Here is an 18,077-nt window from a genome sequence, read left to right on the forward strand (position 1 = left end):
TGACCGACCGCCGTCGGGCTGCCTCTGCCGACCGGCCGCACCTACCGGCCGCCGCCGGTCTGCCGCTACCGCACGAACGCGTCGCACACCGCGTCGTACTCCCGGGTCCACCACACGGCGAGCGCCGAGGCGGCCGGGAACTGGGGGTCCGCGCGGGTGTCGCCGCGCTCGTAGTGCCAGCGCAGCATCCAGAAGTCGTTGAGCCGCTCCCACCACACGCGGTGCACGGCCGCCGCGAGTTCCGAGGGCGTGGCGCCGGCCGCGCGCCGGTACGTGCGCGCGTACGCCCGCACCTTCCGCAGGTCGAGCGCTCCCGCCGGGCGCACGAAGAAGATGGCGGCGGCGCGTACGGCCTCTTCCGCGCGGGGCTGCACCCCGAGCCGGTCCCAGTCGACGATCGCGGCGGGCGCGTCGCCCTTGTAGAGCAGGTTGAACGGGTGGAAGTCGCCGTGCACCCAGCCCACCGAGGCGCCGCGCGGGGGGCGCCGGGCGGTGTGCTGTTCCAGGAGCGCACGGCGTTCGAGCAGCCGGTGGCGGGCGAGTTCGTCGAAGGCGTCGGCGGGGCGGTGCCGGCTGACGTGGGCGAGCAGGTCGTCGATGAGCGCGAAGGTGTCGGCGGGGTCGGCGCTCTCGACGGGGTGGGGGCTGGTGGCCGGGCGGGTGCGCCCCTTGGGGGGCATCACGCGCTCCAGGCAGGCGTGCACGGCGCCGAGGAGCGCGCCGAGCCGCGCGCACTCCCCGCGCGTGAGCTGTCCGCCGTGCCGGTGCCGGCCGTCGATCCAGGGGTGCAGTGCGTAGGCGTGGCCGCCGACGACGGCGACCGTGCGGCCGTCGCGGCCGGCGAGGGGCGGGGCGACCGGGACGCCGAGGGCGGCCAGCCGCTGGGTGGCCAGATGACGCCGTTCGATGGCGGCCGGGTCGGCGGTGTCGGGGTCGAAGTGGTGCTTCAGGAAGTAGCTGCCGCGGGTGGTGCAGAGGCGGTAGCCGCGGTTGAGCAGACCTTGTTCGACGGGCTCGCAGGCGAGTGCGGAGCCGGCGGCGTACTGCCGGAGCAGGGCGCCCAGAGGGGGCGCTTGGGGCACGAGAGGGGGTAAACATGAGCGCGGCACGCGGCAGATGGTAGGGCAAACGCCAACCCTGTGAGCTGCGGGTTATCACAGATAGTCATCGATGGTCGCTTTCGGTCACGCGATGGACCGCGGCGAATACAAGTGCGAAATACGCGCCGCCGGGACGGCGCCCGGGGCGTAGGGTCGCTGCGCCGCGCGCGGCGTGCGCCCGCGCTTCGGCGAGCAGACCGGACCCCTGGATGTCTTCCCGTGGCCCCGGGCGGCGGGATAACGTGCCGTTGCTCCGGCCTCCTGCAAGGCTCTGACCAGCAACCTTCCGGCCCGCGTCGATCTACTAGGAAACCCAAGCAAAAAGTACTTGGATTTCCAAGCAAAAACGCAGGTCAGGAGGGGTTTCACAGAAATGTGAGGCACTGGGTAACGTGCATGTTGCAGGGCGCTCGCCGGGGCACCTGTCACGCCTGTTCCCGGCCGAGTGGCACCCACCCCGTGTCACGGGTGTCGGAAACAGGTGAGCCGCACTGGTTCACCCGGCAACCCCGGGGGCCGGACCGACGGAGGAGCACACGTGAGCGTGGACAGCAGTGCCGCGGGCACACCGCGACGCAGCGCCGCAGGCAAGGCCGGTACCACCGGCAGCAAGACCGGCACCAAGCGCACCACCAGCCGCACCACCACCCGTACCACCGCGAAGAAGAGCACCGAGCCCGAGCTCGTGCAGTTGCTGACCCCCGAGGGCAAGCGGGTCAAGAACGCCGAGTACGACGCGTACGTCGCCGGGATCACCCCCGAGGAGCTGCGCGGTCTCTACCGCGACATGGTGCTCACCCGTCGCTTCGACGCCGAGGCCACCGCCCTGCAGCGGCAGGGCGAGCTGGGCCTGTGGGCGTCCCTGCTCGGCCAGGAGGCCGCCCAGATCGGCTCCGGGCGGGCGACCCGCGAGGACGACTACGTCTTCCCGACCTACCGCGAGCACGGCGTCGCCTGGTGCCGCGGGGTCGACCCGACCAACCTGCTGGGCATGTTCCGCGGCGTCAACCACGGCGGCTGGGACCCCAACAGCAACAACTTCCACCTCTACACGATCGTCATCGGCTCCCAGACGCTGCACGCCACCGGCTACGCGATGGGCGTCGCCAAGGACGGCGCGGACAGCGCGGTGATCGCCTACTTCGGCGACGGCGCGTCCAGCCAGGGCGACGTCGCCGAATCGTTCACCTTCGCCGCGGTCTACAACGCCCCGGTGGTGTTCTTCTGCCAGAACAACCAGTGGGCGATCTCCGAGCCGACCGAGAAGCAGACCCGCGTCCCGCTCTACCAGCGGGCCCAGGGCTTCGGCTTCCCCGGTGTCCGGGTCGACGGCAACGACGTGCTGGCCTGCCTCGCGGTCACCAAGTGGGCGCTGGAGCGCGCCCGCAGCGGCGAGGGCCCGACGCTCGTCGAGGCGTACACCTACCGGATGGGCGCCCACACCACCTCCGACGACCCGACCAAGTACCGGGCCGACGAGGAGCGCGAGGCCTGGGAGGCCAAGGACCCGATCCTGCGCCTGCGCCGCTACCTGGAGGCCGCAAACCACGCGGACGACGGATTCTTCGCGGAACTCGAGACCGAGTCCGAGGCGTTGGGCAGGCGAGTGCGCGAAGCGGTACGGGCCATGCCGGACCCGGACAACTTCGCCATCTTCGAGAACGTGTACGCCGACGGGCACGCGCTCGTCGACGAGGAGCGAGCCCAGTTCGCCGCCTACCAGGCGTCGTTCGCGGACGTAGAGGGGGTCTGACCATGGCAGCGGAGACCGTGACAGCTAAGAACATGGCCCTGGCCAAGGCGATCAACGAGTCGCTGCGCCGCGCGCTGGAGTCCGACCCCAAGGTCCTCGTCATGGGCGAGGACGTCGGCAAGCTCGGCGGCGTCTTCCGGGTCACCGACGGCCTGCAGAAGGACTTCGGCGAGAGCCGCGTCATCGACACCCCCCTCGCCGAGTCCGGCATCGTCGGCACCGCGATCGGCCTCGCCCTGCGCGGCTACCGCCCGGTGGTGGAGATCCAGTTCGACGGTTTCGTCTTCCCGGCGTACGACCAGATCGTCACCCAGCTCGCGAAGATGCACGCCCGCTCGCTGGGCAAGGTCAAGATGCCGGTCGTCGTCCGCATCCCCTACGGCGGCGGCATCGGCGCGGTCGAGCACCACTCCGAGTCCCCCGAGGCGCTCTTCGCGCACGTGGCGGGCCTGAAGATCGTCAGCCCTTCCAACCCCTCCGACGCGTACTGGATGATGCAGCAGGCCATCCAGAGCGACGACCCGGTGATCTTCTTCGAGCCCAAGCGGCGCTACTGGGACAAGGGCGAGGTCAACCCCGAGGCCATCCCCGGCCCGCTGCACAAGGCACGCGTGGTCCGCGAGGGCACGGACCTGACCCTCGCCGCCTACGGCCCGATGGTGAAGGTCTGCCAGGAGGCCGCCGACGCGGCCGCCGAGGAGGGCAAGTCCCTGGAGGTCCTGGACCTGCGGTCCGTCTCCCCGATGGACTTCGACTCGATCCAGGCCTCGGTCGAGAAGACCCGCCGCCTGGTCGTGGTCCACGAGGCACCGGTGTTCTTCGGTTCGGGCGCGGAGATCGCCGCCCGCATCACCGAGCGCTGCTTCTACCACCTGGAGGCCCCGGTCCTCAGGGTCGGCGGCTACCACGCCCCTTACCCGCCGGCCCGCCTGGAGGAGGAGTACCTTCCGGGCCTTGACCGGGTGCTCGACGCCGTCGACCGTGCCCTGGCGTACTGAGGAGAGGGTCGTGACGACGATGACGGAAGCGTCCGTACGCGAGTTCAAGATGCCGGACGTGGGCGAGGGGCTCACCGAGGCCGAGATCCTCAAGTGGTACGTCCAGCCCGGCGACACGGTCACCGACGGCCAGGTGGTGTGCGAGGTCGAGACGGCGAAGGCGGCCGTCGAACTCCCGATCCCCTACGACGGCGTGGTCCGCGAGCTGCGCTTCGCCGAGGGCACCACGGTGGACGTGGGCACGGCGATCATCGCGGTGGACGTGGCGGGCGGGGCGCCGGCCGCGGAGTCCGCCGCGGCCCCGGCTCCGGCCCTGTCCCCGTCCCCGGAGCCGGAGAAGAAGCCGGAAGGCCGCCAGCCGGTCCTCGTCGGCTACGGCGTGGCCGCCTCCTCCACCAAGCGCCGTCCGCGCAAGGGCCCGGAGACCACGGCCGCCGAGGTGACGGTCCGGGCGGCGGTCCAGCAGGAGCTCAACGGCCACGGCCCGGCACCGGTCCCCACCCCCGCCCCCGCCCCGGCCCCTGCCACGGCGGAGGAGCGCCCCCGCCCGCTGGCGAAGCCGCCGGTGCGCAAGCTGGCGAAGGACCTGGGCGTCGACCTGGCCACGGTGATCCCCTCCGGCCCGGACGGCGTCATCACGCGCGAGGACGTGCACGCGGCGGTGCCGGCGGTTGCCGTGCCCGAGCCGGTGGCGGCGGCCGTACCGGTGGCCGCTGCCGCGGCTCCCGTAGCCGCGTACGACACCGCCCGCGAGACCCGCGTCCCCATCAAGGGCGTGCGCAAGGCGACGGCGGCGGCGATGGTCGGCTCCGCGTTCACCGCACCCCACGTCACCGAGTTCGTGACGGTGGACGTGACCCGCACGATGAAGCTGGTCGAGGAGCTGAAGCAGGACAAGGACCTGCAGGGCCTCCGGGTCAACCCCCTCCTCCTCATCGCCAAGGCGCTGCTGGTCGCCATCAAGCGCAACCCGGACATCAACGCGTCCTGGGACGAGGCGAACCAGGAGATCGTGCTCAAGCACTACGTCAACCTGGGCATCGCCGCGGCCACCCCGCGCGGCCTGATCGTCCCGAACATCAAGGACGCCCACGCGAAGACGCTGCCGCAGCTGGCCGAGTCCCTCGGCGAGCTGGTGTCCACGGCCCGGGACGGCAAGACGTCACCCGGCGCCATGCAGGGCGGCACGGTGACCATCACCAACGTCGGCGTCTTCGGTATCGACACCGGCACGCCGATCCTCAACCCGGGCGAGGCGGCGATCCTCGCCGTCGGCGCGATCAGGCTCCAGCCGTGGGTCCACAAGGGCAAGGTGAAGCCGCGCCAGGTCACCACTCTGGCCCTGTCCTTCGACCACCGCCTGGTCGACGGCGAGCTGGGCTCCAAGGTCCTCGCGGACATCGCGGCGATCCTGGAGCAGCCGAAGCGGTTGATCACCTGGGGGTAGGGGCGGCCAGGTCGAGAGAGTGGGCGGTCGCGGATTCGTCGTGCGACCGCCCATTCTTCTTCTCGCCGGCTGTCAGGCCCGAACGCGGGGGACGAACTCGCGTTCTCCTGCGGCTGGTCGTGCTGGTCGTGCTGGTATGCCGAAGGCCCGCCGCGTGGCTTGCGGCGGGCCTTTGCGGGATCGGGGTACGGCGTGTCAGATCGTCGCGAAGCCGTAGTTGAGGAGCTTCGTGGCGTCCGTCGCGCGCTGGGTGATCGAGGAGGAGGCGAGGACGGTGCCGATGACCGTCTTGCCGTTGCGGGTCGCGGCGAAGACGAGGCAGTACTTGGCCTCGGGGCCGGAGCCGGTCTTGATGCCGATGGCGCCGCTGTAGCTGCTGAGCAGCGTGTTGGTGTTGGTCCAGGTACCCATGGTGCGGGTGGAACCGGTCTTGGTGATCGTCTTCGCCGTGTACGCCTTCGTCTTGACGACCGCGCGGAACGTGGAGTTCTTCATCGCGCTGCTGGCGATCTTCGTCAGGTCGCGCGGCGTCGAGTAGTTGTTGCCGTTGCCGATTCCGTCGAAGGAGTCGAAGTGGGTGTTGGTCAGACCCAGGTTCTTCGCGGCCGTGTTCATCTTGGCGATGAAGTTGGCGACGCGCTTGGCGCGGGTGGTGCCCGAGCCGTACGTGTCCGCGAGCGCGTAGGCGGCGTCGCAGCCGGAGGGCAGCATCAGCCCGTAGAGCAGCTGGCGGACGGTGACCTTGTCCCCGACGATCAGGTGCGCCTGGGAGGCGTTGTTGGCGACGACGTAGTCGCTGTACGCCTTCTGGATCGTGACCTTCTTGTCGAGGTTCAGGTTCGACTGCGCGAGCACGACCTTGGCGGTCATGACCTTCGTGGTGGAGCCGGTGGACAGCTTGGTGTCCGCCGCCTTCGTGTACAGCGTCTTCGCGTTCGCGTTGTTCATGACGTAGCCGCCCTTGGCCACGATCGAGGGCTTGGTGACGGCCTGCGCGGGCGCCGCGGTGAGGGCCCCGGTCGCCAGCAGCGCGCCGGACGTGACGGCGACGGCGGCGGCCTTGCGGAGGCGAGTGCCCTTAATACCGGTAATCAACTGAAATACCCCGAGTCGAGTCGAGTCGTAATGCCCCTGGCGTGCGGCCGAGTTGGGGGTGCCGAAGCGAATGGGGCCGCACGTGTGTGACACGTAAGTAGCACAGATGGTTGTGCGGTTGCTGAGGGGGATTTATGTGACGTCCGCATGGTGGACGAGACGGGCCTTGCGTACGTGTTGTATCTATGCTGTGGGCATGAGCCTGGCCGTCAAGCAGCCCCCCGCCGCCGACCGCGTCTACTCCCATGTCAAGCAAGGCGTCCTGGACCGTCACTACGAAGGCGGCGCGCTCCTCACCGAGGGCGAACTCGCCGAGGCCGTGGGAGTCTCCCGCACCCCGGTACGGGAAGCGCTGCTGCGTCTTGAGGCCGAGGGGCTGATCAAGCTCTACCCGAAGAAGGGCGCCATGGTGCTGCCCGTCTCCGCGCAGGAGATCGCCGACGTGGTGGAGACCCGGATGCTCGTCGAGGAACACGCGATGCGCAAGGCCGTACCCGCCTCGGCCGCGCTGGTGGCCCGCCTGGCGGAGCTGCTCGACCGGCAGAAGGCCGAGGCCGCCGCCGGTGACCTGGCCGCCGCGGCCGTCACCGACCGCTGCTTCCACGCCGCGATCGTCCGCGACGGCGGCAACGAGATCCTCTCCCGCCTCTACGACCAGCTGCGCGACCGCCAGCTGCGGATGGGCGTCGCGATCATGAACGCCCACCCCGACCGCATCGCCAAGTCGCTGACCGAGCACGAGGAGATCCTGGACGCGCTCCGCGCGGGGGACGCCGATCGCGCGGTCGGCCTGGTGCACCGGCACGTCGACTGGTTCGCGCACCTGGCGCGGGGTGAGGTCCGATGAGCCGCGGCAGCGCGTCGTTGCCCGGTGATCCGCCGGGCGGCCGCCGGGCCGTGATGATCTGGTGCATAGGCGTCTCGGTCTACTTCGTCGCCGTCATCTTCCGCACCTCCCTCGGGGTCGCCGGCCTCGACGCGGCCGACCGCTTCCACGTCGGCGCCTCCGCCCTGTCCACGTTCTCGATACTCCAGCTGCTGGTCTACGCCGGCATGCAGATACCCGTCGGCCTGCTGGTCGACCGCCTCGGCACGAAGAAGATGCTGTCCATCGGCGCCGTGCTGTTCACCGCCGGGCAGCTGGGCTTCGCCTTCTCCCCGTCGTACGGCACCGCGCTCGCCTCGCGCGCGCTGCTCGGCTGCGGTGACGCGATGACGTTCATCAGCGTGCTGCGGCTCGGCACCCGCTGGTTCCCGGCCCGGCGCGGTCCGCTCGTCGCCCAGCTCGCCGGTCTCGTCGGCATGGCCGGCAACCTCGTCTCCACGCTGGTCCTGGCCCGGCTGCTGCACGGCATCGGCTGGACCCCGGCGTTCGCGGGCAGCGCGCTGGCCGGGGTGGTCGTCCTGGTCCTCGTGTTCCTGTTCCTGAAGGACCACCCCGAGGGGCACGAGCCGGCGCCCTTCCCGCACCAGGGGGCGGCCTACGTACGGAAGCAGATCGCCGCGTCCTGGCGGGAGCCGGGGACCCGGCTGGGCCTGTGGGTGCACTTCACCACCCAGTTCCCGGCGATGGTGTTCCTGCTGCTGTGGGGGCTGCCGTTCCTGGTCCAGGCGCAGGGGCTGTCCCGCGCCACGGCCGGTGAGCTGCTGACCCTGGTCGTCCTCTCCAACATGGTGGTCGGCCTCGTCTACGGCCAGATCGTCGCCCGGCACCACACGGCGCGGTTGCCGCTGGCGCTGGGCACGGTCGGGGCGACAGCCGTGGTGTGGGCGGCGACGCTGGTGTACCCGGCCGACCATGCACCGATGTGGCTGCTGGTGGTGCTGTGCGCGGTGCTGGGCGCGTGCGGGCCTGCGTCGATGATCGGCTTCGACTTCGCGCGGCCCGCGAATCCGCCCGAGCGGCAGGGGACCGCGTCGGGGATCACCAACATGGGTGGTTTCGTGGCGTCGATGACGACGTTGTTCGTGGTGGGTGTGCTGCTGGATGCCACCGGCGACAACTACACCGTGGCCTTCTCGTGCGTGTTCGTGCTGCAGGGGCTGGGGGTGAGCCAGATCCTGCGGTTGCGGGGGCGGGCGGTTCGGCGGGAGCGGGAACGGTTGGTGGCGAGCCGGGTGGAGACGGTGCACGTCCCTGCGTGACTTCTTCTCCCGCCCGTGGAGAGGCTGGGCGACCTGTGGGGGTTCCCGCCGTGGGCGGCTTTCGGTGCGTGGTCGGGTTTTTTCCCACCCGCGCACCGCCCGTTCACCGTCGGTGGAGAGGTTCGGCGACCTGTGGGGGTTCCCGTCGTCGGCGGGTTTCCGTGCGTGCGGGGTCCTGCCTGCGTGGGGTCCTGCCTGCGTGGGATCGGGGCGCCGTGCAATCAGGGCGTCGTGGGGTCAGGGCGTCGTCGGGACGAGGGTCAGGTAGGCGAGGCCCAGGATGCCTCGGTAGGTCAGCCAGGCTGTGCGGTGGGTGTCGAGGCGGGTTCGGGTTTCCGGGGCCAGGGGGTGGGCGGGGTTGGCCGCCAGCCATGTCTCGGTGTCCGCCTGGTAGGCCGACTCGAACTCCTCCCACTCGTCGAGGCTCGCCGTCTCGGTCCACTCCGGGCGGAAGCCCGCGGCCACCGCGAGGTCGACCAGGCCCGCCAGATCGTGGTGGTCGGTGACCGAGGCGTCCGGCCACATCCGGGCCAGCTCCGCCTCCGTCGGGGTCCGCTGCCAGAAGCCCTCGCCGAGCAGGACCCGCCCGCCGTCGGTCACCAGCCGCCGCAGTTCCCGCAGGGCCGTCACCGGATCGTCGCCCAGCGCCTGGCTCGCGCCCAGGCACAGCACCACGTCGGCCGGGCCGCGCCGGGTCCCCGCCGCGGACTCCCGCAGGAACCGCGCCCGTTCCGTGAGCCCCCGCGCCTTCGCGTTCCGCCGCCCGCGCCGCAGATCCTCCTCCCGCAGATCCACCCCGACCCCCTGTGCCGCCGGCACGGCCTCCAGCAGCCGGAGCAGCAGCTCGCCCCATCCGCAGCCGATGTCGAGAACGGTGGCCGGGCAGGTCGCGGCGAGGCGCCGGACCATGCCGGTCGCGCGGGCCTCGGAGAGCGGGCCGTGGAAGGTGAGACGGGTGAGCCGGGGCGGGAGATCGTCGTGCGGTGCGGGGGCAACAGTCATGGCGGGCACGGTAGGTCCCGACGGCGACCGCCGCCCACCGAATTACCGGCGCCCCGCTCTCACCGCTTCCCGCACGGATTCCTACCGCTTCTCACTGCTTCCGTTTCTCACTGCTTCCGCTTCCTACTGCGTGACCGCGAAGTTCCGCAGGATCGCCGCCGTCAGCTCCGGGTCGCCTTCCGCCTTCACCCGGTCCGCGACCGCGTCCGGGGTGGTGCGGCCGCAGGCCAGGCGGACGTAGGTCTCCCAGTCGAGGGTGAAGACGGCGGCCGGGCCGAGGGCGGGCGTGGTCTCCAGGGATCCGCGGCCCTGGATGTCGATGCGGATCGTGCGCAGGAACTCGACCGGCCCGTGCACGTCGAAGATGACCGCCGAACTGCGTGGCGCGTCCGCGTCACTGGCGACCACCTTGGGCAGCGCGCCGAGCAGCACGTCCCGGGCGACCTGCGCGCCCGGCGAGTCGAGGTTGCCCGGCCGGCCCAGCGCCGCCCGCAGGTCCTGCTCGTGCACCCACACGTTGAACGCGTGGTTGCGCATGGCTTCTTCGAGCGGGATCTCCTTGCTCATCGGCCCGCGCACGAGGTGCCCCGGCTCCCGCGACTCGTTGCGCAGCTGGCGGTTGCGGCGGATGACCGTGTACTCCAGCTCCGAGGTCATCTCCGGCGCCGTGTGGTGGCGTCGTACGTCGACCTGCATCTCCGTGTACCGCTGGTGCTCGTTGGTGACGTGGTAGAGGTCGCGCGGCAGGGTGTGGATGGGCCGCGGGTCGCCGAGCATCTCGCAGTCCAGGCCGATGACATGGGAGACCACGTCCCGCACCGACCAGCCCGGGCACGGTGTCCGCCGGTTCCACTCGCCCTCGACAAGCGGCGTCACCAGCTCGGATATCGCTTCGATGGAGTGGGTCCACGCGTCGGCGTAGGGCTGGAGGGTGGGATGCAGACTCACGGAACGGGACCCCTCGGCGGTCGGTACTCGGGCAGGTGATGGCGGCGCTGCCAGCGGGAGGTGGCTGCTGTCGGCGGGTGTCTTGAGACGCTAAGTTACGCTGCTGTGAGGCACCCCGGCAGTGCTTTCGTGTGACGATCGTAGGCCCGTGTGGACGACTCGAATGCCAGGACGGTGGTACTGTGCGCGCCTCACTCATCCAGATCGACGTAAACGAGGGTGAATCGGTCGAATCTCGTCGGCGGCGCGTGACCGCACTGGTACGCGAGCAGACGGACGCCGACCTCGTGGTCCTGCCCGAACTGTGGACGACGGGCGCGTTCGCCTACGAGGAGTTCGCCACGGAGGCCGAACCGCTCGAAGGTCCGACGTACGAGGCGATGGCGAAGGCGGCGAGCGACGCGGGCGTCTGGCTGCACGCCGGCTCGATCCCCGAGCGCGACCCGGACGGCCCCCTCTACAACACGGCGCTCGTCTTCTCCCCCTCCGGTGAGCTGGCCGCGGCCTACCGCAAGATCCACCGCTTCGGCTTCGACAAGGGCGAGGCGGTGCTGATGGGCGCGGGACAGGAACTGGTGACGGTCCGGCTCCCGGAGACCACGCTCGGCGTGGCCACCTGCTACGACCTCCGTTTCCCCGAACTCTTCCGCGGACTCGTCGACGCCGGCGCCGAGACGCTGGTGCTCTCGGCGGGCTGGCCTGAGCGGCGACGCGCGCACTGGACGCTGCTGGCCCAGGCACGGGCGGTCGAGAACCAGGCGTTCGTGCTCGCCTGTGGAACGGCCGGGACGCATGCCGGAGTTCCGCAGGCCGGTCACTCGATCGTGGTCGATCCCTGGGGCGAGGTGCTGGCCGAGGCAGGCTCCGGCGAGGAGATCCTCACCGTCGACCTCGACCCGGCCAAGGTCGCCGCCACCCGCGAACAGTTCCCGGCCCTCAAGGACCGCCTGCTCGGCCTGGACCCGCCGCCCCACCGCCAGGCCCCCCGCTCCTAGTCCCCGTCCCGCTCCCGGTCGGCGAGGTGGATCACGCACACCGCCACCGCGATCAGCAGCGCCGGGTCCGCGTCGTCCCGTACGACGTCGAGGCCGTAGGTCTCCCGCACGTGCAGCCAGCGCCGGGAGACCACGGCCAGCAGCTCACCGTCGTACTCGACGGCGAACTCCCGGTCGAGGATCTTCCCGCTGACGTCCAGTTCGGTGCCCTCGGCCAGGCGCACCCGGTAGTGGTTGCGCAGCAGCGACAGCCGCTTGCGCCTGATGGTGGCCAGCGGCTCGCCCTCGCGTTCGATCACCATCGTGTCGCGCAGGGCGAACATCTTCTGGTGGAAGTCGACGAGCACCCGCCCGTGCCGGTCCTTCAGCTCGAACGTGTCCCGCAGCCGCATCGCCTTGCCGTCGACGAGGAACACCTTGTCGCCGTGCTCGTCCTCGATCCAGTAGTCCTCCCCGAAGCCGAGGAGCCGGTCGCGTACCAGGAATCTCATGCCATTACCCCTTCCCGCCCCACCGGCCCGAAACGCCGGCGGTAATCCGACGGGCTGAGTCCCGTCTCGCGCCGCAGCCGCGCGCGCAGATTGGCCGCCGTACCGAGCCCGCTGCGTGCCGCCACCACGTCCAGCCGTGCCTCGCCGCGCTCGATCAGACGGCAGGCGAGGGCCACCCGCTCCCCGGTCAGCCAGGCCAGCGGGGTGGTCCCCAGCTGGGCGCGGAACCGGCGGTGCAGGGTGGCGGGGGAGACGGCGGCCCGCGCGGCCAGGCCGGCCACGGTCAGCGGCTGTCCGAGCCGCTCCTGCGCCCAGGCCAGCAGCGGGCCGAGCGACTCGTCCGGCACCTCGGGCACCGGCCGTTCCACGAACTGACGCTGCCCGCCGTCGCGGTGCGAGGCGAACACCAGCCGCCGGGACACCGCGTTGGCGATCTCGGCGCCGTGGTCCTGCCGCCAGATGTGCAACCCCAGGTCGAGCGCGGCCGCGCTGCCCGAGGCGGTGAGCAGGTCACCGTCGTCGACGAAGAGCACGTCCGGCCGGAGCAGCACCCGGGGATGCAGTTCCCGGAAGGCGTCCGCCCAGCGCCAGTGCGTGGTGGCGGGCCGTCCGTCCAGCAGCCCGGCCTCGGCGAGCGCGAAGGTCCCGGTGCAGAAACTCACGATCCGCACTCCCCGAGCGTGTGCGCGCCGGACGGCGTCGAGGACGTCGGCACCGCGCGGTACGACGTTGTCGGGCCGTCCCGGTACGACGACCGTGTCCGCCTCGTCCAGGGCGGCCAGCCCCGCCACCCCGCTGAGGGTGAAGAAGCCGTGGTTCATACGCACCTCGCGCGTGGGCGCGCACACCGTCACCTCGTACGGCGGCACGGGCAGCCCCAGCTCGGGCCGCGGCAGCCCGAACAACTCGGTGGCGACCCCGACCTCGAACGGATTGGTGCCCGCGTCGACGATCACGGCGACACGATGGGTCGACCTGTTCGCTTGAGAGGATCCTTGCGCCATATGCGATTTCTAGCACTCACGCGAAGGCCGGTCGACGCCCCAGGATGATCGCCATGACCAGCGAACCCGTCTCCCTCGCCCGCGCCCTCGCCTCCTTCGACGACCTGTGGAGCCCCCGCATCGTCACCGCCGTCAACGACTACGACGTCCGCGTCGCCAAGGTGGAGGGCGAGCACCTCTGGCACGTCCACGACCACACCGACGAGTTCTTCCTGGTCCTCGAGGGCGAACTGCGCATCGCCCTGCGGGAGCCGGTCGGCGAGCGCACGGTCGTCCTCCCCAAGGGCTCGGTCTTCACCGTCCCCCGGGGTACCGAGCACAAGCCCGGCGCCCCGGCCGGAGCGTCGATCCTCCTCTTCGAACCGACCGGCACGTCCACGGTCGGCGACCGCCACGACGACATCCCGGACCACGTGGATGCGACGACGGGCCATGCCCTTAGCTGATCGACGGAGGAGTTCATTGCCTTTGACTCTGCTGTTCGTTCACAGAGTGAGCAACTCTGGGAGGGGACATGCAGCAGGGAGGCCTCTGCGCCGACCTCCACCTTCGGCTTTCGCTCGATCGTGAGGGCAAGACCCCTATCGAACGGCAGGAGGCCGACTGCCGGGCCTGGGCGGCTCGGCATGGTCTGACCGTGCGCCAGGTGCATGTCGATCGCGGGAAGTCCGGGTACAAGGACGTGGCCCGAAAGGGCTTCGAGACGGCTACGCAGGCGGTCATTTCAGGCGCAGCCCGGACGCTGATCGTCTGGAAGCTGGATCGGCTCAGCCGTAAGGGCACGGTCGAAGTCGGTCCGATTCTGGCGGAGTTTGACAGGGTCGGCGGGCGTCTGATCTCTGTCATGGACGGATTGGATTCGAGTCGGCCCGGTGACAGGCTCGCCATGGCCTCGTTGTCGGAGTGGGCGCGTACCGAGGCGGAAACCCAGGGCGAGCGCATCCGCCATGCCGAGCAGTACCTCCGCGGCCGAGGGCGATGGATCGGCGGACAGCCGCCCTACGGCCTTCGTATCGATGCCGATTCGGGACGCCTTGCGCCTGATCCCGACACTGCGGTGTATGCGCGTCTGATCGCTGACGAAGCCCTTGCGGGCCGACCACTCGTGCGCATCGCCAGGCTGCTCAACGAGTACGGGATCCCTGCACCCAGAGGCGGCTTGTGGCAGGTCGGCTCGCTCTCGCAATTGCTCAGGGCGCCGGCGTTCGCGGGGCTGCTTCCGGAGACGGAGACCGTCTGGGACGAGAAGCGTGGCTGCCGCAGGTACACGGGTTCTGTTCGTCCCTACAGGGATCCGGAGACCGGAAGTTCCGTGGTCGTCGGAGAGGGAATTGTGACCGTGGAGGAGCAGCGTCGGATCACGCGGGAGCTGGAGTCCAGGACTCGCTCGCGAGGCGACGGACTCAAGCAACCCACCCGTGGACCGGCCCACCTGCTGACGGGGTTCCTGCACTGTGATGTCGAGGGCTGCGGAGCCCGTATGAGCAGGAACGGCACGTCATATGTGTGCCAGGGCGTCCGCCTCGGACACACCTGCCCGGGAGCGAGAGCGATGGCGACGCCTGTCGAGCACGCCGTGACCGCGGTCTTTCTGCGGCGGAATCCGGCGCTCGCCACGGAGTGGGAGTGCGGCGACGTCATGCAGAGGCGTGCACTGCTGTCCGGCGATGTGGAGACGGTCTGGGTGGCGAGGGCTCCCGGCCGGGGGTGCCGGTTCGATCCCGGGAAGCGGCTTCGCATCGTCTGGGTCGGTGAGGGGCACACGGAATAGCCTCAGGGGTGCGTGTGGTTGGCTTGAACCATGGCAAAACGCGTACGTGTCCGGGCCCCCGAGCTGGTCGGCAAGGGCGGCTGGATCAACACAGGTGACAAGAAGCTCAGCCTCGCGGAGCTCCGGGGCCGCATCGTAATTGTTGATTTTTGGACATTTTGTTGCGTGAACTGCCTGCACGTCCTCGACGAGCTGCGCGAGCTGGAGGAGCGGCACCGGGACACGGTGGTGATCGTCGGGGTGCACTCGCCGAAGTTCGTGCACGAGGCGGAGCACCGGGCGGTCGTCGACGCGGTGGAGCGGTACGGCGTGGAGCACCCGGTGCTGGACGACCCGGAGCTCGCCACCTGGAAGCAGTACGCGGTGCGGGCCTGGCCGACGCTGGTCGTGATCGACCCGGAGGGGTACGTCGTCGCGCAGCACGCCGGCGAGGGCCACGCGCATGCCATCGCGCGGCTGGTCGAGGAGTTGGAGGCGGAGCACGAGGCGAAGGGCACCCTGCGGCGCGGCGACGGGCCGTACGTGCCGCCGGAGCCCGAGCCGACCGCCCTGCGCTTCCCCGGCAAGGCACTGCTGCTGCCCTCGGGGAACTTCCTGGTGAGCGACACCACGCGGCACCAGCTGGTGGAACTGGCCGAGGACGCGGAGACGGTCGTACGGCGGATCGGCTCCGGCACCCGCGGTTTCGCCGACGGTACGGCGGACACCGCCTCCTTCAACGAGCCGCAGGGCCTCGCGCTCCTCGACGACGGCTCGGTGGTCGTCGCCGACACGGTCAACCACGCGCTGCGGCGGCTCGACCCTGCCACCGGTGAGGTGAGCACGCTCGCCGGCACCGGCCGCCAGTGGTGGCAGGGCTCCCCGACCACGGGTCCGGCCCGTGCGATCGACCTGTCCTCCCCGTGGGACGTGGCCGTCTTCGGCGGCCGGGTGTGGATCGCCATGGCGGGAGTCCACCAGCTGTGGACCTACGACCCGGAGAGCGGGACGGTCGCCGTCGCCGCCGGTACCACCAACGAGGGACTGGTCGACGGGCCCGCGGCCGAGGCCTGGTTCGCGCAGCCGTCCGGCCTCGCGGCCACCGCCGACCGGCTCTGGGTCGCCGACTCCGAGACCAGCGCCCTGCGCTGGGTCGACCCGGACGGGCAGGTCCACACGGCCGTCGGCACCGGCCTCTTCGACTTCGGCCACCGGGACGGCGCCGCCGGCCAGGCCCTCCTCCAGCACCCGCTGGGCGTCACGGCCCTGCCCGACGGCTCGGTCGCGGTGTCCGACACCTACAACCACGCGCTGCGCCGCTACGACCCCGCGACCGGCGAGGTCACCACGCTGGCGACGGACCTGCGGGAGCCGAGCGACGCGGTGCTGGCCGGCGACGAGATCGTGGTCGTCGAGTCGGCCCGCCACCGGCTGACCCGGCTGCGGCTGCCCGAGGAGGCGGTCCGGGTGGCGTCGGTCGCCCACCGCACCCGGCGCGCGGCGACCGAGGTCGCCCCGGGCAGGCTCCGGCTGGACGTGGTCTTCCAGGCTCCGGCGGGCCAGAAGCTGGACACCCGCTACGGCCCGTCGACGCGGCTCCTGGTCTCCTCGACCCCGCCGGAACTGCTCCTCAAGGGCGAGGGCGCCGACACCGACCTGTCGAGGGAGCTGGACCTGAACCCGGCCGTGCCGGAAGGCGTCCTGCACGTCTCGGCGATGGCCGCGTCCTGCGACGACGACGAGGCCATCGAGTACCCGGCCTGCCATGTGCACCAGCAGGACTGGGGAGTTCCGGTACGGGTCACGGAGGGCGGGGCGGACCGGCTTCCGCTCATCCTCGCCGGTATGGATCAGCGCCCCTGAAAGGGGCGCTGGGGGTACCCCCGGCCGGAGGCTGGGGGGGGGAACTGCGCGACCAGCCCCCACGCACCCGCAGCCAGAACACGACCGGCCAACCGGCTACCGCCTCCGCGGCACCAGCTTGAACACCGCCACCCCGGCCGCCACCAGCGTCGTCGCCGCCACCACCATCGCCATGCTGTTGATCCACAGCCCGGTGGCGGCCAGGGTCGCACCGCCCGCGCCCGCCGTACCCGCGCCGATCACTCGTCCGTACATCGTGCTTCTCCTATGAGGGTGGTCGCCATATGGGGGGTGGGGTCGGTGAGGGTGCCCGGCAACGGGCTCACGTCGCCACCCACTTCTCCTCGCTGCGGCGCACCAGCCCCCACAGCGAGGTGAAGTAGACGGCGTGCTGGAAGAGGTCGTAGAGCATCTCTGGAACCATCAGCGCGGCGATCAGGACGGCCTTCGGTCCCGCTCGCCGTACCGAGACGGTCTTCTCGACGACGAAGATCAGGCCGATCGCCGTCCAGAACGGCGACAGGCCCGGCCAGCCGTACAGCGAGGTGTACGCGGCCATGTAGGTCAGGTAGACGAGGAAGGAGAGCGCGCCGAAGCCCATGAGGAACTGCTGCATGAAGTAGCGGGCGGTGACGCGGGTCCAGCCGTAGTCGCGGAGGTTCTCCAGTGCGCCGCGCTGCCAGCGGAGCCGCTGGTGCCAGAGTTTGGGGAGCGTCGGCATGACCTCGGTGGTGACCGCGCAGCCTGCCGGGGACATGGCCCGGTAGCCGAGGGTCTTGACCGCCTTGGTCATCTCGTCGTCCTCGGTGAGCGAGGCGAGGCTGTAGTAGCCGGTGCCGCCGCCGAGTTCGCCGGCGCGGCGGGCCGCGCGGACCTCGCGCAGCACGCGGGCGCGGAACATCGTGCCGGTGCCGGTGAGGACCTGTGCCCGGCCGCCGGTGCGCGACAGTTCCCAGGCGTAGCGGTGGAACTCCATGCGCTGGAGCAGGCCGAGGAAGCCGCCGCCGTCCTCGCCGTAGAAGACGCCGCCGACCGCGCCGACCTTGCGGTTGAAGGTGGCGAGCGCGGTCTCGACGAACCAGGGGTTGAGGACGGTGTCGGCGTCCTGGACGAGCAGCAGGTCCCGGTCGTCGAGGTGCGGCAGCACCCACGCGATGGCCTGGTTGAGGGCGCCGGCCTTCTTGTGGGTGTTGCCCTGGGTGGGGAAGACCTGGGCGCCGTGGGCGGCGGCGACGCCGGCCGTGTCGTCGGTGCAGTTGTCGGTGACGACGACGATCAGGTCGGGGCGCCGGGTCTGTTCCCAGAGGCCGTCGATCGCGGCGGAGATACGTTCCTGCTCGTTGTGGGCCGGGATCAGGACGGCGAGTCTGGGTCTGTTGCCCGGTTCCTCGGGCGCGGCGTGGGCACGGCGCGTGGCGTGGCGGCGCACGGCTCGGTACCCCCTGTCGTGAAGATCTCGGTGGGTCCGGAAACCGATGTTCCGGAC

17 protein-coding genes are annotated in these 18,077 nt (G+C 70.9%); 9 read left to right on the forward strand and 8 right to left on the reverse strand.

Annotated features, from left to right (window positions below):
- Nucleotides 1-65: 65 nt before the first annotated feature.
- A complete protein-coding gene (locus ACGF5O_RS18285) occupies nt 66-1,082 on the reverse strand; it encodes a phosphotransferase (protein WP_393810876.1) in 1,017 nt (338 codons plus the stop codon).
- Between the two features lie 556 nt (nt 1,083-1,638).
- Here ACGF5O_RS18285 and pdhA point away from each other — a divergent pair.
- From pdhA to ACGF5O_RS18300, 3 genes are read left to right on the forward strand one after another with little or no spacing between them, the layout of a single operon-like run.
- On the forward strand, nt 1,639-2,853 hold the full coding sequence (gene pdhA / locus ACGF5O_RS18290) for a pyruvate dehydrogenase (acetyl-transferring) E1 component subunit alpha (RefSeq protein WP_393810877.1): 1,215 nt from the start codon (nt 1,639-1,641) through the stop codon (nt 2,851-2,853).
- 2 nt (nt 2,854-2,855) lie between these two features.
- A complete protein-coding gene (locus tag ACGF5O_RS18295) occupies nt 2,856-3,851 on the forward strand; it encodes an alpha-ketoacid dehydrogenase subunit beta (RefSeq protein ID WP_393810878.1) in 996 nt (331 codons plus the stop codon).
- Nucleotides 3,852-3,861: 10 nt separating this feature from the next.
- Nucleotides 3,862-5,298 carry a dihydrolipoamide acetyltransferase family protein gene (locus ACGF5O_RS18300; protein ID WP_393810879.1) on the forward strand — a complete coding sequence of 479 codons (1,437 nt, stop codon included), beginning with the start codon at nt 3,862-3,864 and terminating at the stop codon, nt 5,296-5,298.
- Nucleotides 5,299-5,493: 195 nt separating this feature from the next.
- Here ACGF5O_RS18300 and ACGF5O_RS18305 read toward each other — a convergent pair whose 3' ends face one another.
- A complete protein-coding gene (locus ACGF5O_RS18305) occupies nt 5,494-6,393 on the reverse strand; it encodes a D-alanyl-D-alanine carboxypeptidase family protein (RefSeq protein ID WP_393810880.1) in 900 nt (299 codons plus the stop codon).
- Between the two features lie 196 nt (nt 6,394-6,589).
- Between ACGF5O_RS18305 and ACGF5O_RS18310 the strand changes: the two genes are divergently transcribed.
- Both ACGF5O_RS18310 and ACGF5O_RS18315 read left to right on the forward strand, forming a co-directional pair.
- Nucleotides 6,590-7,240 carry a GntR family transcriptional regulator gene (locus ACGF5O_RS18310; RefSeq protein WP_393810881.1) on the forward strand — a complete coding sequence of 217 codons (651 nt, stop codon included), beginning with the start codon at nt 6,590-6,592 and terminating at the stop codon, nt 7,238-7,240.
- Nucleotides 7,237-8,538, forward strand: a complete 1,302-nt coding sequence (locus ACGF5O_RS18315; protein ID WP_393810882.1) for a nitrate/nitrite transporter — start codon at nt 7,237-7,239, stop codon at nt 8,536-8,538. Before ACGF5O_RS18310 ends, ACGF5O_RS18315 begins: the two co-directional genes overlap by 4 nt.
- 237 nt (nt 8,539-8,775) lie before the next feature.
- Here ACGF5O_RS18315 and ACGF5O_RS18320 read toward each other — a convergent pair whose 3' ends face one another.
- Both ACGF5O_RS18320 and ACGF5O_RS18325 read right to left on the reverse strand, forming a co-directional pair.
- Nucleotides 8,776-9,540 carry an SAM-dependent methyltransferase gene (locus ACGF5O_RS18320; RefSeq protein ID WP_393810883.1) on the reverse strand — a complete coding sequence of 255 codons (765 nt, stop codon included), beginning with the start codon at nt 9,538-9,540 and terminating at the stop codon, nt 8,776-8,778.
- A gap of 123 nt (nt 9,541-9,663) precedes the next feature.
- Nucleotides 9,664-10,488 carry a maleylpyruvate isomerase family mycothiol-dependent enzyme gene (locus ACGF5O_RS18325; protein WP_393810884.1) on the reverse strand — a complete coding sequence of 275 codons (825 nt, stop codon included), beginning with the start codon at nt 10,486-10,488 and terminating at the stop codon, nt 9,664-9,666.
- 182 nt (nt 10,489-10,670) lie between these two features.
- Here ACGF5O_RS18325 and ACGF5O_RS18330 point away from each other — a divergent pair, with 182 nt between their 5' ends.
- The gene (locus ACGF5O_RS18330) at nt 10,671-11,483 is read left to right on the forward strand and encodes a carbon-nitrogen family hydrolase (RefSeq protein ID WP_393810885.1); all 813 of its coding nucleotides are present in this window, start codon (nt 10,671-10,673) and stop codon (nt 11,481-11,483) included.
- On the opposite strand, the gene ACGF5O_RS18335 is transcribed toward ACGF5O_RS18330, so the two are convergent.
- Both ACGF5O_RS18335 and ACGF5O_RS18340 read right to left on the reverse strand, forming a co-directional pair.
- Nucleotides 11,480-11,974, reverse strand: a complete 495-nt coding sequence (locus ACGF5O_RS18335; protein ID WP_362580513.1) for an LURP-one-related family protein — start codon at nt 11,972-11,974, stop codon at nt 11,480-11,482. The genes ACGF5O_RS18330 and ACGF5O_RS18335 overlap by 4 nt on opposite strands.
- The gene (locus tag ACGF5O_RS18340; protein WP_393810886.1) at nt 11,971-12,978 is read right to left on the reverse strand and encodes a GlxA family transcriptional regulator; all 1,008 of its coding nucleotides are present in this window, start codon (nt 12,976-12,978) and stop codon (nt 11,971-11,973) included. Before ACGF5O_RS18340 ends, ACGF5O_RS18335 begins: the two co-directional genes overlap by 4 nt.
- Nucleotides 12,979-13,031: 53 nt before the next feature.
- Between ACGF5O_RS18340 and ACGF5O_RS18345 the strand changes: the two genes are divergently transcribed.
- From ACGF5O_RS18345 to ACGF5O_RS18355, 3 genes are all read left to right on the forward strand, one after another.
- On the forward strand, nt 13,032-13,424 hold the full coding sequence (locus ACGF5O_RS18345; RefSeq protein ID WP_393810887.1) for a cupin domain-containing protein: 393 nt from the start codon (nt 13,032-13,034) through the stop codon (nt 13,422-13,424).
- A 68-nt stretch (nt 13,425-13,492) separates the two neighbouring features.
- Complete coding sequence (locus ACGF5O_RS18350) at nt 13,493-14,749, forward strand: recombinase family protein (protein ID WP_393810888.1); 1,257 nt, start codon at nt 13,493-13,495, stop codon at nt 14,747-14,749.
- Between the two features lie 30 nt (nt 14,750-14,779).
- Nucleotides 14,780-16,591, forward strand: a complete 1,812-nt coding sequence (locus ACGF5O_RS18355) for an NHL domain-containing thioredoxin family protein (protein WP_393810889.1) — start codon at nt 14,780-14,782, stop codon at nt 16,589-16,591.
- A gap of 96 nt (nt 16,592-16,687) precedes the next feature.
- Here the strand turns inward: ACGF5O_RS18355 and ACGF5O_RS18360 are convergent, their stop codons facing one another.
- On the reverse strand, nt 16,688-16,846 hold the full coding sequence (locus tag ACGF5O_RS18360) for a hypothetical protein (protein WP_294008171.1): 159 nt from the start codon (nt 16,844-16,846) through the stop codon (nt 16,688-16,690).
- Nucleotides 16,847-16,913: 67 nt separating this feature from the next.
- Nucleotides 16,914-18,020, reverse strand: coding sequence for a glycosyltransferase (locus tag ACGF5O_RS18365; protein ID WP_393810890.1), 1,107 nt, complete (start codon nt 18,018-18,020; stop codon nt 16,914-16,916).
- Nucleotides 18,021-18,077: the final 57 nt, after the last annotated feature.

Source organism: Streptomyces sp. NPDC048291, from assembly GCF_043201715.1.
Lineage (GTDB): Bacteria > Actinomycetota > Actinomycetes > Streptomycetales > Streptomycetaceae > Streptomyces.

What these genes read in the sequence shown, in the direction of transcription:
- ACGF5O_RS18360 (WP_294008171.1), bottom strand. Translation starts at nt 16,846, where the DNA reads ATGTACGGACGAGTGATCGGCGCGGGTACGGCGGGCGCGGGCGGTGCG.
- ACGF5O_RS18355 (WP_393810889.1), top strand. Translation starts at nt 14,780, where the DNA reads ATGGCAAAACGCGTACGTGTCCGGGCCCCCGAGCTGGTCGGCAAGGGC.
- ACGF5O_RS18350 (WP_393810888.1), top strand. Translation starts at nt 13,493, where the DNA reads ATGCAGCAGGGAGGCCTCTGCGCCGACCTCCACCTTCGGCTTTCGCTC.
- ACGF5O_RS18345 (WP_393810887.1), top strand. Translation starts at nt 13,032, where the DNA reads ATGACCAGCGAACCCGTCTCCCTCGCCCGCGCCCTCGCCTCCTTCGAC.
- ACGF5O_RS18295 (WP_393810878.1), top strand. Translation starts at nt 2,856, where the DNA reads ATGGCAGCGGAGACCGTGACAGCTAAGAACATGGCCCTGGCCAAGGCG.
- ACGF5O_RS18320 (WP_393810883.1), bottom strand. Translation starts at nt 9,540, where the DNA reads ATGACTGTTGCCCCCGCACCGCACGACGATCTCCCGCCCCGGCTCACC.
- ACGF5O_RS18310 (WP_393810881.1), top strand. Translation starts at nt 6,590, where the DNA reads ATGAGCCTGGCCGTCAAGCAGCCCCCCGCCGCCGACCGCGTCTACTCC.
- ACGF5O_RS18335 (WP_362580513.1), bottom strand. Translation starts at nt 11,974, where the DNA reads ATGAGATTCCTGGTACGCGACCGGCTCCTCGGCTTCGGGGAGGACTAC.
- ACGF5O_RS18315 (WP_393810882.1), top strand. Translation starts at nt 7,237, where the DNA reads ATGAGCCGCGGCAGCGCGTCGTTGCCCGGTGATCCGCCGGGCGGCCGC.
- ACGF5O_RS18340 (WP_393810886.1), bottom strand. Translation starts at nt 12,978, where the DNA reads ATGGCGCAAGGATCCTCTCAAGCGAACAGGTCGACCCATCGTGTCGCC.